General features: G+C 47.7%; 12 protein-coding genes and 1 pseudogene. 5 read left to right on the forward strand and 8 right to left on the reverse strand.

The window, feature by feature from the left end; all coding sequences use genetic code 11:
* Positions 1-317 precede the first annotated feature (317 nt).
* Positions 318-1,763, forward strand: coding sequence for an ATP-binding protein (locus CIK93_RS04850; protein ID WP_094446749.1), 1,446 nt, complete (start codon positions 318-320; stop codon positions 1,761-1,763).
* Between the two features lie 657 nt (positions 1,764-2,420).
* Here CIK93_RS04850 and CIK93_RS04855 read toward each other — a convergent pair.
* Both CIK93_RS04855 and CIK93_RS04860 read right to left on the reverse strand, forming a co-directional pair.
* Entirely contained in the window at positions 2,421-3,854 is a 1,434-nt protein-coding gene (locus CIK93_RS04855; protein ID WP_094446750.1) for a hypothetical protein, read from the reverse strand.
* Positions 3,855-3,880: 26 nt separating this feature from the next.
* Positions 3,881-4,258: pseudogene (locus CIK93_RS04860) on the reverse strand (nucleoside kinase); the annotation flags it as partial.
* A 1,143-nt stretch (positions 4,259-5,401) separates the two neighbouring features.
* Here CIK93_RS04860 and menB point away from each other — a divergent pair.
* From menB to CIK93_RS04875, 3 genes are read left to right on the forward strand one after another with little or no spacing between them, the layout of a single operon-like run.
* Complete coding sequence (menB, locus tag CIK93_RS04865; protein ID WP_094390898.1) at positions 5,402-6,223, forward strand: 1,4-dihydroxy-2-naphthoyl-CoA synthase; 822 nt, start codon at positions 5,402-5,404, stop codon at positions 6,221-6,223.
* Positions 6,224-6,229: 6 nt separating this feature from the next.
* On the forward strand, positions 6,230-7,246 hold the full coding sequence (gene menC / locus CIK93_RS04870) for an o-succinylbenzoate synthase (protein WP_094446751.1): 1,017 nt from the start codon (positions 6,230-6,232) through the stop codon (positions 7,244-7,246).
* Positions 7,237-8,226 (forward strand): AMP-binding protein, encoded by a 990-nt coding sequence (locus tag CIK93_RS04875; RefSeq protein ID WP_094446761.1) that lies wholly within the window; start codon positions 7,237-7,239, stop codon positions 8,224-8,226. The genes menC and CIK93_RS04875 overlap by 10 nt, the downstream gene beginning before the upstream one ends.
* A gap of 154 nt (positions 8,227-8,380) precedes the next feature.
* On the opposite strand, the gene CIK93_RS04880 is transcribed toward CIK93_RS04875, so the two are convergent.
* Positions 8,381-9,424 carry a 3-dehydroquinate synthase family protein gene (locus tag CIK93_RS04880; RefSeq protein ID WP_094446752.1) on the reverse strand — a complete coding sequence of 348 codons (1,044 nt, stop codon included), beginning with the start codon at positions 9,422-9,424 and terminating at the stop codon, positions 8,381-8,383.
* A 155-nt stretch (positions 9,425-9,579) separates the two neighbouring features.
* On the opposite strand from CIK93_RS04880, the gene CIK93_RS04885 reads away from it, so the two are divergent.
* Positions 9,580-12,528 (forward strand): TonB-dependent receptor, encoded by a 2,949-nt coding sequence (locus tag CIK93_RS04885; protein WP_173815117.1) that lies wholly within the window; start codon positions 9,580-9,582, stop codon positions 12,526-12,528.
* An 86-nt stretch (positions 12,529-12,614) separates the two neighbouring features.
* Here the strand turns inward: CIK93_RS04885 and CIK93_RS04890 are convergent, their stop codons facing one another.
* The 5 genes from CIK93_RS04890 to nusB all read right to left on the reverse strand — a co-directional run bounded on the left by CIK93_RS04890 (position 12,615) and on the right by nusB (position 15,945).
* On the reverse strand, positions 12,615-13,058 hold the full coding sequence (locus CIK93_RS04890) for a DUF5606 domain-containing protein (protein WP_094390879.1): 444 nt from the start codon (positions 13,056-13,058) through the stop codon (positions 12,615-12,617).
* The gene (gene coaE / locus CIK93_RS04895; RefSeq protein ID WP_094390880.1) at positions 13,055-13,636 is read right to left on the reverse strand and encodes a dephospho-CoA kinase; all 582 of its coding nucleotides are present in this window, start codon (positions 13,634-13,636) and stop codon (positions 13,055-13,057) included. The genes CIK93_RS04890 and coaE overlap by 4 nt, the downstream gene beginning before the upstream one ends.
* Entirely contained in the window at positions 13,633-14,556 is a 924-nt protein-coding gene (locus tag CIK93_RS04900; protein ID WP_094434110.1) for a hypothetical protein, read from the reverse strand. The genes coaE and CIK93_RS04900 overlap by 4 nt, the downstream gene beginning before the upstream one ends.
* A gap of 88 nt (positions 14,557-14,644) precedes the next feature.
* Positions 14,645-14,974 (reverse strand): preprotein translocase subunit YajC, encoded by a 330-nt coding sequence (gene yajC / locus CIK93_RS04905; protein WP_094446753.1) that lies wholly within the window; start codon positions 14,972-14,974, stop codon positions 14,645-14,647.
* 17 nt (positions 14,975-14,991) lie between these two features.
* Positions 14,992-15,945, reverse strand: a complete 954-nt coding sequence (gene nusB, locus CIK93_RS04910; RefSeq protein WP_094446754.1) for a transcription antitermination factor NusB — start codon at positions 15,943-15,945, stop codon at positions 14,992-14,994.
* Positions 15,946-16,013: the final 68 nt, after the last annotated feature.

Raw genomic sequence — 16,013 nt, forward strand, 5'->3', positions numbered from 1 at the left:
CTTGCGCTCGCGCAACATCTTTAAAAAGATTTCCCCCAAAGATTTCTAGCCTTCAGGCTACTAAAAAAATCCGTATTCTCCCGTGTGTTCCGTGGATAATAATCTTTCCGTGTGCGACAAAAAAGGGAGGATGAGTTTGCGATAGTACCGCCTTAACTATATAAAAATTGGTAGTTAGGGCGGCGCTATCGCTTATAAGTCCGCCCTAACTATGTTAAAAAAGGTAGTTAGGGCGGTGCTATCCTTGCGTGTCTCAGTTTTTTTGTTTATCTTTGCACCAATAAGATACGGTATAAATGAAATAAAATCAGAACGTTATGAATACAAACGGGATAATAGGACGTGAGTATGAGCAAAAACTCATACTGGAGCGTTGTAAAAGCAGCAAGGCAGAACTGATAGCAATCTATGGTCGTAGGCGTGTAGGAAAGACTTTTTTGGTTCGAAAAATGTTCAATGACCAGTTTGCTTTTTCGTTTATAGGAATGTATGAAGTGAGCCGTGCGGTACAGCTGGAGCAGTTTCGCATGGCATTGGAACATTATACTAAACAGACTGTGCCGAGACTGAAAACTTGGTTTGAGGCTTTTGCTGCTTTGCGTGAATATCTGTCGGGCTTATCTCTGCAGGAACCGATTGTTCTGTTCTTTGATGAATTGCCTTGGATGGATACACCCAAAAGTAATTTCATCGCAGCTTTCAGCTATTTTTGGAATTCATGGGCTTCAATGGTTCCTAATATGAAACTTATCGTCTGTGGTTCTTCTACTACGTGGATGTTGTCCAAGTTTATAGGCGATAAGGGCGGACTGTATGGTCGTGTAACTCGCCAGATTTATCTGGCTCCGTTCTCTCTGGGTGAGACCGAGCAGTTCTTAAACGACTTGAAAGGTTTGTCTCTTACCCGTCAGCAGGTGTTGGATGTCTATATGATATTGGGAGGTATTCCTTATTATCTTGATATGCTGGAGCATGGTGTACCATTAGACGTGTGCATTGATAGATTGTTTTTCTCGCAGGATTCACCATTACGTGGAGAGTTTGATTTTCTCTTCCGATCCCTATTTCATGACTCCAAGCATTATCGCAAGATAGTAGAGGTGCTTTCTGAAAAAATGAAGGGGATGACCCGTAAGGAATTGATGGATGAGTTGAAACTGAAAGGCGGTGGACAGTTATCAGAAATCCTGGAGAATCTGAAGAAATGTGACTTTATCAGAAAATATTCTACCATAGGAAAGAGTGAAAGGGATGCCATTTATCAGTTAACTGATTTATACTCATTGTTCTATACCCGTTTTGTGGCAAATAACAGTGGACAGGATCAGAATTTTTGGAGTAACATGCGCAATTCGGGAAGTCGCACAGCCTGGAGTGGCTATGCTTTTGAACAGGTGTGCCTGCATCATATCCCACAAATCAAAAAAACATTGGGCATTTCCGGTGTTTTGGCGAATGTTTATTCCTGGTCTTGTCGTCCTTTTGTGGATTCTACTGGTGCTGAGTGGCGAGGCGGGCAGATTGATATGTTGATTGATCGTGCCGACGACACGATCAATATTTGTGAGATGAAATATGCCGAAGATGAGTTTGTGATAGATGCCAGCTATGAGCAGCGACTGCGTGACAGAATGTCTTCATTCTCTGTGGCAACCAAGACGAAGAAAGCCTTGTTGCATACTTTCATCACGACTTATGGTGTGAAGCAGAATATGTACAGCGGATTGGTGAATAGTGAAGTGACGATGAATGATCTCTTTTGATAACACCTTAGTCAAACGTTGGACAATACTCTTGCCACCGTTTTCGTTAAGCCAGATGAGCAGAATCGAACATTTCTGTGATTTCTGTGATTTCCGTGTGACCTTTTTGGGGTTGCCTGTCGGCAAGAAATCTTGGAGGACATACCCAAGCAATGCTTACCTTTAAGTCATCGCTTTCGCATGCCACTGTCAAAAAGACCATCGCAAGCAATGCTGTCGACAGTCATTTGACAGTGGGGTTGTTCATTCTCATGTTCTTCAGTTTCGTGATGTTTTTGTAAGTTTATATATATTGATATGGTTGGTTTCATTCTTCGTCCTTCGTTTTATGGTTGTGTCAGCGCGGTATAGTTATTAGGTGTGGAGAATTTAACTCTCGTTTGCAAAGTTACGAAACATAATTCGAAGATTTTAGAAAAATTTTAGTTTTCACTTTCTTTTGCCGTTGACTAAACACTTTTTAACTTTCTTTTAACGGCCACTTGTTGCGTTTTAAGGCTGTTGTTTCTTGCTTTTAACGTGCATTTTTTGGCCTTTTCTTGCTTTTAACGTGTAGTTTGGGGGTGCTTCTGCATGGATATGTTATGATCATCACTATTTCATTGTCGCATGCGAATCTCACGGATTTTGTTTTCGTTGGTGCTCCGAAAAAGGATATTAGAGGTGGACACCCTTCACAAAATCGGTGTTGATATCTTGGATATTGCGCTTGGCTTTACAGTAGGCAGAGTCTGAGATGAAGCCCGATTCGTATGCCACTTCCACTTGAGTGGAAGCAGGATTGGCATTGGCATAAAGGCGAGCATATTCCAAACGGAACATGTTGACGAGACGGTAGTAACCCACTTCGGCAATAAAACGACTGGCACCTGAACGCAGGCCCTTATCCACTCCAGAGAGAATTTGAGTCTTGAGCAGATGTTTGTCGCGATAGTTTTGCAAGATCACCTGCAACACAGCCTCTTTAGCCTCTTTACTATAGCGTGCTCGCAGTTTGGCAACCTTAGGAGCGGTAGTTGGTGTTGTGACTTGCTGTGTCTCTGCCTCAGCGACGGGTTCCTCCTCAGGATTGTCCGCAACAATATCTTCTATGGTGATCGTATCTGGCTGGACATTCTCCGAGAGCGGATCGTCAGACTCTGTTTCTGCCAACGGTTCTGTTTCGGTAGGCATTTGATCCTGTGGTTGCTGTTTCTCGGTTGTTGCAGACTCAGTCACGGACACTGTTTCTGCATCGTCCAGAATCACTTCCTGCTGTTCTGTCTCTGTCGTAGCCTCCGTGTCGATCTCGGTGTCGTCAGTTGTTTCAGCAGGCGTGTCGGTCTGCGCCATCGACAGCCTTTGGTCGTCATTCTGTGTAGTGTTTTTGTTATCATTGACGGATTTTGACCGTTGTGGATGGAGAATGAGACAGAGGAATATAACCATCCAAACGGAAAAGACGATATGGATGATAGCCATGAGCAGGCGACTGCCTATGACCAAGGGGAACCAGGCAATGCCTATCCATACCACCGGCATCCAAATGACTTTTTCGGCAAAGCGCAGTGGAAAGTCGTCCTCGGTGGCATAGTTCTGAATGTGGTAGTTGTCGATGAGTTGTGTGATGCGGTGGATAACACCCAGAAGTCGTGCGGTGAGTAATACGCTGAATCCCACCATCACCCATAGAAACCAATGGTAATGCTGTTCCAACCAGTTGCCGCTACCTGCAAGGATGGTTACTGCCATGACGGTGAGTAATGAGATAGGAATGGTGAAGACGGTCACGTTGAAGAGTCCGGCCAATGGCTTCCGATGGAAGTAGCGCTGAAACAGCATAGAGAAGCAGCACGGGTAGAAGATGATGCAGAAGATGCGCACATACTGCCAGGCAGCCTCACTCATAGGGCAGAGGAAGTAGGGCAGTTGCAGTATCACGGCTGCACAGAAGAATGTGACCTGTCGGCGTGCGGGATAGTAATAGTCAGCCTCTTGGTCGTAGGGCCGACACATGTGGAACCAACGCACTACGGCACAGATGATGCCCGTGACGATGAAGATGAGACAGACATCTGAATAGAATATAGGTAATGTTAAATTGTAGTGCATGGCGGTATGGTCTTTTTAGGGTGATGTTAATACTTGAAACTTGATCCTCCTACAAACTCGCGCATGATAGAGGTGGGCGGAATCTCACGGTCGGAAATGGGGATGAAATAATGCAGGAATTTCAAGAGGCGGTGTGCCTCGGCATATTCCGGACAGTTGCGAGGCACAGCCGCAAGAATCAGTTCGGCGTGAGGACGGAGCACGGCAAACTCGATATTGAGTGCCGAGTTGAACATCACGTCTGCTGTTTCCTGGAATGGCGCAATCCATTGATCTTCTGCTTCACAGACATTGCGCCATTGGCTGATGGTCTCCTGTGCCGTATAGGCACCTTTATTATAATCGCGGATGATGCGTCGCAGCAGTCGGTTGTCCTGTGTGGGAATCCAGTTGTGCGCATCGAGGAACTCTACGTCGCGGTTTTGAAAGAGTCTGAATTTCAGTCCCTGCGAGGTATTGTTGACCTTTGCAGAGACCACTGGGAACGGCATTTTTAGTTCTTCGGCGTAGTCTTGATAGACTTCCAATAATGAGGTTCCTTCTGGGAAACTCTTGGTTATATTATTATTCTTGCAACGTATCTGTAGCATGATTCTTAGTTTTCTTGGAGACAAAGGTAATACAAAATCATCAAATTGCCATGCAAGATTTGAATTATTTCGTTTTTTTATGCTGCACACATACTCCTTACATCATTATTTCAGTATAATTTTTATTACATTTTAACAAATTACAGTTTTACAGTTTTACAGTTTTACAGTTTTGAAAAAGCTAAAAATTCTGCCAATTAAGAGATTTTAACAATTATAAAATTAACAACAAATATAAATTATATATAAATATATATATATATAAATATATATATATTATATATATAAAAAATCGGCTCGAAAGTCAGAAACCGTTTATAAAAACTGTAAAACTGTAAAACTGTAAAACTGTAAAACGCAGTTGGCGCTCTAACACTATGGTTCATTTCTATTACAGCGTCTAACAGCATACCCATGATTTTACCACAGGTTCAAGCCAATATACGTATAGTGCTCCACCTAACTGCCTAATATTCAGCAATATACAATAACCGCTAAGATTTACACTCCAAAATTAGGCTTTGTAACGCATTGATACACAGAGAAATGTAACAAGGTGACGGACATTTCCATCACAAGTTGGCGACAAGTGGAACAACCTATTGTTTTTTTTCGTACCTTTGCACCGTGGTTCAAGAGAGAATCACTCATCGCACTGAACATTCCGTCCGCACACAGACGTGGGCAACTCCTCAGTAAGTCACCAGTGAATCCGCATTAAATCCCAGAATCAGGCGGGCGACGATGGGACAAAATGGGAGAAACATGGGAACTGAAAAGGAAAAACAGACGATGTGGGAATGAAGCGAAAAACGAAGGATGAAAACGAAGGATGAAATCCAACGTTTTCGTTAAGCCAGATGAGCAGAATAAAGCTCGCTTTAATTCTGCCATGGCGAGAAAAGGTGCCATGAAATGGAACTCCAAAATGATAATAAACGAGTAAAGAAACAGACTATGACAACAAGACAATGGAAACCCATCAGAGCGTTTGAAGAGATCCTCTTCGAAGAATACAACGGCATTGCCAAGATTACCATCAACAGACCACGGTACCGCAACGCCTTCACACCAAAGACCACCCTCGAACTGAGTCAGGCCTTCGCCATCTGTCGTGAACTGCAGCGCATCCGCGTCGTACTGCTCACCGGTGCCGGCGACAAAGCATTCTGTTCGGGAGGCGATATGCATGTGAAAGGCCGTGGAGGATATATTGACGAAGAAGGCGTGCCCAGACTGAGTGTCCTCGATGTGCAGATGCAGATACGCCGACTGCCCAAACCCGTTATTGCCATGGTCAACGGCTATGCTATCGGCGGCGGTCATGTGCTCCATCTGGTGTGCGACCTGACCATCGCATCGGAGAATGCCATCTTCGGACAGACTGGTCCTAAAGTCGGATCCTTTGACGCCGGCTTCGGTGCATCCTACCTCGCACGAATGGTGGGACAGAAGAAGGCCCGCGAGATATGGTTTCTCTGTCGCCAGTATTCAGCCCAGGAGGCAGAACGTATGGGCATGGTCAACAAGGTCGTGCCATTCGACCAACTGGAAGACGAGTGTGTGGCATGGGCAGAAGAGATGATGGAACGTTCCCCCATTGCTTTGCGCATGATCAAAGCCGGACTCAATGCCGAACTCGACGGACAAGCCGGTATTCAGCAGTTGGCAGGCGATGCTACCATGCTCTACTACTTCCTCGATGAAGCACAAGAGGGTGGCAAGGCATTCTTGGAGAAGCGCAAACCCGATTTTGACAAATACCCTCAAATCCCCTGATCAGCAATGTATAAGATAGACTTGGAAGAGCGGGTGCTCCATTTCCGACAGCCTGCCGGAACATCACGAGGCATCTATACCGACCGTCGGTCGTGGTTTGTGACCGTCACCGATGGCAATCGTCAGGGCGTGGGAGAATGTGCTCCGCTACCCCAACTCAGTTGTGACGACCGTTCAGACTACGCCCAACTGTTGCGCCGCTTCTGCGACCAGATAGAACAGACGGGATGTTTCGACCCAGAACTCCTGCGCGACTATCCCTCGATGCTCTTCGGACTGGAAACCGCCATGCTCCATCTGCAAGCGGGTGACATCATCTTCGACACCCCATTCAGCAGGGGAGAAGAAGGAATCACCATCAACGGACTGGTATGGATGGGCAATTTCGAAGAGATGACCCAACGGCTCGACCAGAAACTCGACCAGGGATTCCACTGCGTGAAACTCAAGATTGGTGCCATCCGCTTTGAGGATGAACTCGAACTCGTGAAGCGCATACGCAACAGATACAGCCATCGGGAGGTGGAGCTGCGTGTCGATGCCAACGGAGCATTTGACTTTGAAGATGCACTCTACCGCATGGAACTCTTAGCGCAATATGCAATCCACTCCATCGAACAGCCCATTCGTGCCGGGCAGTGGAGCTTCATGGCAGAACTCTGTCACAACTCACCATTGCCCATCGCACTCGATGAAGAACTCATCGGTGTGAACGACAGAGACCAAAAACGACAGATGCTCAACATCATCCGTCCCGCTTATATCGTATTGAAACCCTCATTGCATGGCGGTATGATGGGAGTAAGAGAGTGGGTAGAGACAGCTCGCGATATGGGAATAGGCAGTTGGATAACCTCAGCATTGGAGAGTAATGTCGGTCTTGACGCCATTGCCCAACTCACAGCCGATATCTATGGTTCTGCCATCCGCATGCCCCAAGGACTGGGCACCGGCCAACTCTTTACGGATAATATACCCATGCCGCTGACCATCAAGGGCGACAAACTATGGCGATGCAGATAGAAGAGTTTTTGGAGGAATGGCACAACGACAGTGACACCCTGCTCGTACACACCAGTGGATCGACAGGGAAACCCAAACCCCTGTGGGTGGAGAAACGACGCATGGAAGCGTCGGCACGTATTACCTGCCGTTTCCTCGGACTGAAAGCAGGAGACACCGCTTTGCTCTGTCTGCCACTCGACTATATAGCCGGTAAGATGATGGTGGTCAGGTCGCTGGTGAGTCAACTGCGGCTGACAACGGTAGAACCCAGTAGCCATCCTCTTGCCCTCTTGCCTCCATCACTACAGCAGATTGACTTTGCTGCCATGGTGCCCCTGCAGGTGTGGCAATCGCTGAAGAATGATGAGCAACGGCAACGGATCATGGATATTCGGCAACTGATTATCGGCGGTGGATCCATCGATGACCAATTGGCTGCACAGCTCCGAGACTTCCCACATGCCGTATGGAGCACCTACGGAATGACCGAGACGTTGTCGCATATCGCCCTCCGCCGGCTCAACGGGCCGCAACGGTCGGAATGGTACAAACCTTTTGAAGGTGTCGGTCTGTCGGTTACCGCCGAAGGTTGTTTGACGATAGATGCTCCTGCCGTACATGAGGGAGTGCTCGTGACCAACGATATCGTGGAACTGCGTGCTGACGGATGTTTCCGTATTCTTGGCAGGCGCGATAATGTGATATGTTCGGGTGGCATCAAGATTCAGATGGAAGAGGTGGAGCGGTTGTTGCATGCTTATACCGATGTGCCGTTGATGATAACCCGTGCACCTCATCCGGTATTGGGGCAACAGGTGGTCATGCTGACGGAGAGTGATGACAGGGAAGGCCTTCGCAACATTTGTCGTAATCATCTGCCTCGCTATTGGCAACCACGAAGCATCTTCACCGTAACACATCTGCCTCAGACTGCGACCGGCAAACCTGCACGTGCCGAAGCTGAACAAATGGCGGTTGCACACGGAATGCATGGATGACACTCAATAATCACAGATCATCAATCAGAATATAAAAGGACTGAAAACATAAGGGGGACGTGTCCTCACGGATTCGTCCCTCTTTTCGGTTGTTAGTATTATAAATAGGTAGTAGAACGAAATGATGCCAAAGCATCATGATGGGTATATCGGTTCAGCACTCACGATAGAAATCGAGTGCCTCTTTGATTTCGTCTTCAGTAGCTGTTTGGTCGATGCGGATGTCGCCCACATGGCCCAAAAGCGTGAAGTTGATGGTGTTGCCCACATTCTTCTTGTCGTGGTGCATCAATTCTATCAGTCGAGGATAGTCGTCGCAGGTGATTGCCATCCGTCCGTAGTTCTCCTTGATGAATGCCACGGTCTGACGCATGATGTCGGTGGGAAATCCAGTCTTGACACAACAGAGATACAACTCTACAATCAGTCCGTATGCCACCGCATAGCCGTGAAGAATAGGCTGGCGCTCCAATGCCAACGATTCGAAAGCATGTCCTGCCGTATGTCCGAGGTTGAGTGCTTTGCGGATGCCGTGCTCTGTGGGATCTTCCGTCACGATGTGTTGCTTCACACTCACATTATCAGCCACCATCTCACTGGTGATGTGCGAGGTGACAGGGTCGAAACAAACCAATTGACTCCAGCGTTCTTTGGTGGAAATCAGTCCGTGTTTCAACATCTCCGCATAGCCAGAGAGAATATTCTCCCGATCCATGGTGTGCAGAAATTCAGTATCGAGGATGACACAACAGGCATTGTTGAATACACCGATTTCATTTTTCAATCCTCCGAAATTGATGCCCGTCTTGCCGCCAACACTGGCATCGACCATAGAGAGCAGGGTAGTGGGGATGTTGATATAAGCAATGCCGCGCTTGAATGTGGAAGCAGCAAACCCACCTAAATCGGTGACCATGCCACCACCCAGATTGACCATCAGCGAATGGCGTGTGGCACCAAGGCGTTGCATTTCGCTCCAAACAAAGGATAGGGTGTCGAGCGTCTTGTGAGTGTCGGTACAGCCGATGGTGATCAACTGTGCATCGTGCATCGACGGACATTGGCAGACCAGTGGCCAACATACTTTGAGCGTTGTTTCATCAACAAGCACCAAAAGACGGTCGTGGCTACATGCCGCTACAGCTTCGTCGATTGCTTTCCGAATGTTTTGTGATATGATAACCTTCTGTTGTTTCATTTCTGTCTGCAAAATTAGTATAAAATTTGCAATTTCGTCTATAAAAATTATAGATAATTGACGAAATGGGCATTTTTCCTGTTTTTTGGGTTAAACTCTTTGGCGATTTAAGCGTCAAAAACCCCAGATTGAACTTAAAACGTTACCTATAGAAAATGAAAAAGAGATTCCTAATGACCCTGATGACGTTGACCATTGCCATAATAGCCATGGCGCAGCGCTCCATTACGGGTAAAGTGATTGAAAACGACTCGCAGGATCCAGTGGCACAGACCACCGTACGCCTGTTGAAGACAGACAGTACGATGGTGAAAGGTGTGTTGACTGATTTGAATGGACAGTTCTCGCTGAAAGCACCAGCCACAGGCCGATATATTATTCAGGTGACCTGTGTGGGATTTAAAACCTATACCAAGCGCATCAATGTGACAGCCGACAAGAATGTGGCTTTGGGCACTATTGCCCTTTCGCCCGATGCTATTATGCTGAAAGGAGCCACCGTTACCGGACATGCAGCCAAGGTGACTGTCAAGGCCGATACCTTTGTATATAATGCATCAGCATACCGCACTCCAGAAGGATCGGTAGTGGAAGAACTCGTGCGTCGCCTCCCTGGTGCACAGGTTGACGACTCAGGTAAGATCACCATCAACGGCAAGGAGGTGAAAAAAATACTGATCGACGGTAAGGAGTTTATGACAGGTGACACCAAGACAGCCATGAAGAATCTGCCCACCTCTATTGTAGAACGTGTGCGGGCATACGATCAGAAGAGTGACCAGGCGCGTGTGACAGGTATTGATGATGGCGAAGAGGAAACCGTGCTCGACTTCGGTGTGAAGAAGGGCATGAACCACGGACAGATGCTCAACGTGAATCTCGGGGCTGGTACGAAAGACCGTTACAGCAACCGTGCCTTTGGCGGTACGCAGAGCAAAGACCTTAAGGCCTTCGGTATGATGAGTGCTAACAATGTAAACGATATGGGATTCCCCGGCGGTGGCGGTGGACGCTTCGGCGGTGGACGACAGGGACTGACAGCTACCAAGATGGTGGGTTTCAACCTCAACTATGAGATTCCCGATAAGCTGATTCTCGACGGTAGTGTGCGCTGGAACCACAGCGACGGTGATACCTATGTGTTGAAATCAACCGAAAACTTCCTAAGCGGAACAGCCTCTACCTTTGGCAACAGCCGTAACCAGAACTATACACGATCCAACAACTGGGATGTACGCATGCGTTTGGAATGGACTCCCGACAGCATGACCAATATCATGTTTCGTCCGCACTTCACCTATGGTTCCAACGACGGACTCAGCAAAGGTTATTCGCTGACCTTTGATGAAGACCCCTATACCTATGGCAACGACCCCCTCAACAATGATGAACTGGTGGAAGCCATGCGCAACGACGGACTCGTCAAAAACCGTAACAACGACAACTCGCTCAGTTATAGCGATTCGAAAAATGCTGGTGCAAAATTGCAGATGAACCGCAAGTTGAATGCCAACGGCCGCAACGTGACCTTGACCCTGGGCGCTAACTATGGTGACGGCATGAGCAAATCGTTTACCAACAGTATGGTGGAGTATTTCCAACTGCTTAATAGTGCGGGTAGCGACTCAACCTATCAAGCCAACAGATACGCCGTGACTCCCACTACCAACTGGAACTACAGTATTAAAGCCCTCTACAGCGAACCTATCCTGCCCAAAACTTATTTGCAGTTCAGTTACCAGTATCAGTATAAATACTCGAAGAGCGACCGTGGTACTTACGACCTCAGCAATATCAACGCCAACTTCTTTGATGTCGATGCAGACTACCGCCAGTGGGACAGTTACCTCTCGTTCCTGGGCAATGCCTCGCTCGACAACTATCGCGACAATAAGCTCAGCCGTTATTCGGAATATAAAAACTACATCCACACAGCCGATGTCATGTTGCGCGTGATAAAAAAAGACTATAATTTCAATGTGGGTGTGCAGGTAGTGCCACAGAAGTCACACTTCGTGCAGGACTATCAGAGCGTACATACTGATACCACCCGTACGGTGACCAATGTTACCCCGACAGCCGATTTCCGTTGGAAGATTTCGAAGTTGAGTCAGTTGCGCTTCACCTACCGCGGAAATACCAGTCAGCCTTCAATGACCGATCTGCTCGATATTACCGATGACAGCAATCCACTCAACGTCAAGAAGGGTAACCCAGGACTGAAACCATCGTTCACCCAAAATTTCCGTCTTTTCTACAACAACTATATCCAGAATCATCAGCGTAGCATTATGGCGCATCTGATGTTTTCAACTACCGACAACTCCATCTCCAATATGGTGACCTACGATAAGACAACCGGTGGACGAACCACACGGCCTGAGAATATCAACGGCAACTGGAATGCCTTCGGTATGTTTATGTTCAATACCGCAATCGATACTGCTGCCTATTTCAATGTGAACACCTTCACGACGGTGAACTACAGCAACAGTGTAGGATATGTCAGTGTGGATAAGGCAGACTCACAGAAGTCAACCACTCGCACTACGAATCTCAGCGAACGCATTGCTGCCAGCTACCGCAACGATTGGTTGGAATTTGAACTCAACGGTTCACTCAGTTATATGCACGCTCGCAGTAAACTGCAGGCCAACAACAACCTCGACACATGGACCTTCTCCTATGGTGCCAGTTTGATGCTGACCGCACCGTGGGGTACGCAACTGTCGTCAGGACTCAATATGAACAGTCGTCGTGGTTTCAGCGACTCGTCGATGAATACCAACGAACTGATATGGAATGCACAACTCTCGCAGTCGTTCCTCCGTGGCAACGCACTCACCGTGTCACTCCAGCTCTACGACATCCTTCATCAGCAATCCACCTTCAGCCGCACGGTCAACGCCATGCAGCGTGCTGATACGGAATACAACGCCATTACCAACTATGCCATGCTGACCGCATCATACAGGCTGAATATCTTCGGAGGCAAGTCGAGCATGCGCGGTCCACATGATAACCGTCGAGGCATGCGCGGTCCTGGCTTTGGTGGTCCCGGGCATGGTCCTGGTGGAGGTTTCGGCCGTCCTCGCAGATTCTAACATCAACTGTTTTCAACAATACATGAAAAGGTGCAGGCCATTATTATTGGTCTGCACCTTTCTTATGGGGGATATTGACGACAGGATTATTCTGCTTTGCGGTCGTCGATATTGTCGCCCTCTGTGGGAGCCATCTCCTCTTCAAAGTCGGTAACACCAGCTTTTACAAGGATGTTGTACCACTGAATGAGCTTTTTGATGTCGCTGTTGTGAACGCGGTCGCGATCCCATTCAGGCAACACCTTGGTGAAATACTCATGGAGTTCGGCAGGACTTGCCTTCTTGTAGTTGAGGCTTGACTCCTTGCCACCTTCCAAATCACGCAGTGAGGCGAGGATGGTCATCAAGGGCACATCGTCTGTTTCGGTAAACATGGCGATGTCGGCCAGTGATGTGATACGGTCGTTGCCGAAAGCAGGCATGCGCTTATGTGTCGCATCGAGTGCCTCAACGATGAGGCTGTTGTTGCCGCGTGACACGAGTTTGTAAAGTCCCGGTTTGCCCGAGATGGCTAAAATAGTCTGTTTCATGATTTGTATGCTAATTGTTTGATAATTGTTTCTATTTGTGGTTCGAGGGGCTGTATGCCGTCGTTGACAATCTCGAAGTCAGACAGCTGCCGCACTTTTTCCTGAGACCATTGGCGTTGCATCCACTGCATCACCTTCTCCCTGCTGATGTGGTCGCGTGACATGACTCGGTTGATGCGCACCTCATCGGGAGCACTCACCATGACAACCTTATCGACCAAGCGGTTGATGCCTGATTCGAAGAGGATGGCACTCTCCATCCACTGGATGCCGCTCTCCTCGAAATCGCGGAATACGGCAGGATGGACGATGTCGTTGATGGCTTGCGCATGGGTATCGCTCTGCAAGAGGAAACGCGTCACGGCAGCCTTGTTGAGCGTGTGTTCGTCTTTGTCGGTCTGACAGAGAAAAGCATCGGGGCCGATGAGTTGGCAGAGTCCTTTATATATAATAGGTGAGGTGCGAATGAGGCGTTTGGCAGCCTCGTCGCAGTCGTAAACCTCGATGCCACGCTGTTTGAGCAGGCGACACACGTAACTCTTACCTGTTCCGATTCCTCCTGTGATACCTATCTTCATTCTTCTTCGATGAGATAATCCACCTGTTTCATTTCGAGAGTGGCGCGACTGATGCCATGAGGCACATTGCGCAGGTAGATGTTACACTTGTCAGACGGATGCTGCATGATTTCCTGGTAGTCTGCCACAACGGTGAAGTCCTCTGGGCGCAACGACCTGAACTGGTTGACACCCGTGATGAAGTTCACCTTGACCTTTTGCGGGAAGGTGCGCAACACTTTACCCTTCGGCATGTTGATGGCTTGAATGGTTACACCATCGATACTCTCTTCGGTGAGAACATCGGTAAAGAATCCGATGCGCACATATTCAGGTACAACCTTCACATCTTTAATATGTGCCAACCGGCAGTCAACCATCAAAGTGTCGCGGAATCCTGCATAGTTGAGCGGCTCGGTGAACATGGCACGAATGCTGTCGAGTTTCTCGCTTGAGGCATAAACGTCAACACTGTCGGGCCAATATTGCACATGTGAGATGAAATAAAGCTGTTCGGGGATGACACGGCCAGCCCATCTTACCGGTACACGCTTGCGCTCACCGTTGTTATAACTGAAATCCACCCTGTCGGGCTTCATGCTGATAATAGAGGTGGACGATTCCAGTTGTAGTTCGATGAGGCGTTTGAGTTCACTGCTGCTAACCGCTCCTTTTCCTTGCCCTCGGTCATAGGTCTTGAAGGGAATATTGACCATTGTGGTGTGGTTGTAAAGATAGCCCATGATGACCCAACCCTTGTCGCGTAAGGTGACGCGGATGGTATCTGTCTCAGACGAGGTGAGTACGGCATTGCGAGGGACACCCTTGATGCGTATGAGAACCTTCACTTCCTGTTCGTAGGTCTCATTGAGAGTGAGAATAAGCCAGAAAGCTCCCGATAGAAAAAGAAAAAACAGAAACACCAGAAGTTGCTTGCTCATGGTGCTGAACAAGAAACGTCTGGTGATCCGTGTCAGGTGTTGTGGATTCAAAATGCTGACTTAATAGTCGCGGCATGAATGCCGGATGTTATTTTTGAGCGGTCTGCATGGTAGCAGCCACATTGTCATATACAAAGTTTTTATCAACTTTGATAACTACACCATGGGCAATCTCCACTTCGATGATGCCTTTTGCCAGGTCAACGCGCTTCACTTTGCCATAGATGCCACCGCCGGTTACAACTTCTTGACCTTCGGCCAGAGAGTTCTGAAACTGCTGAATCTTCTTGCGTTGCTTCTGCTGAGGGCGAATCATGAAGAAATACATGATGGCAAAGATAGCCACCATCATAATGATAAAACTCATGCTGCCACCCTGGGCACCACCGGCTTGTGCGGCGAGGATAATCTGTGTCATAGTCGTTAATATTGTTTTTATTGTGTAATCTTATCGTTTCTGTCGTCAATGCGCTTGAGCAAACGTCCTGTTTCAATGAGATGATGGGCAATGTTGTCGAGCATACCATTGATGTAACTGCCACTGCGTGGGGTAGAGTAGGCCTTGGCAATCTCTACAAACTCGTTGATGGTAACGTTGATGGGAATGCTGGGGAAGGATAGCATCTCTGCAATGGCCACCTGCATGATGATGATGTCCATATAGGCCAGACGGGAGAAGTCCCAGTTGATGGAAGCTTCGCTCATGAAATGCTGATATTCATCGGCATTGAGGATGGCATAGCGGAACAGCTTGCGTGCATAGTCCTTGTCTTCCTCGCTGTCGTATTCTGGCAGCAACTCCTGACTGGCTTTCTTCTTCTCGTCGAAACGCTTGATGGTCTTCAGTACGAAGGTGTCAACGATGTCCTTGTCGTCGTTCCAGTAAAGACTCTCTTCTTCAAGCAGGGCGTCAAGGTCGTCATTATTCTGAATGAACGTACGATAAATCTTACGCCACACCTCGCGGTCAGCAGCGTAATCGTCTTGCTCGTCAGCCATATAATCGTGGTAAATCTGACTTTCCGTAATCTGAAGATACAACTTTTTAAGAAATTCGGGATTGTCGTTCCACGATTTCTTCTGTGTTTCCATCAGCTCGTTGAGCATCTTGTTCTCTTCAAGCTGCAGTGCAAAACGGTTGTAAGCGAACTTCTGTGATGGCATTTCTGTGCCTTCGCGCTGTGCCCTCGCCTGGGCAACCTCCAAATGTCTGCGCGACTCTTTTGTAATGCCAACAATGAGCGCCAGCAGATAGGCATACATATCGTAGGCCTTGGAGAGGCTGAAAAGAAGTTCCTTCTCTGCCGATTCAATGTTCTTGCTGCCGTTTTGATAATAGGCATAGGTTAACTGAACGGTCTTGATTCTTATTAATTCCCGATTAATCATAAATCTGTTGAAAATAATTATTTTGATACTCTTATCAAGTGCAAAAATACAAAGAAATCCATTCTCGT

The sequence above is a fragment of the Prevotella sp. P3-92 genome (genome assembly GCF_002251205.1).
Lineage (GTDB): Bacteria > Bacteroidota > Bacteroidia > Bacteroidales > Bacteroidaceae > Prevotella.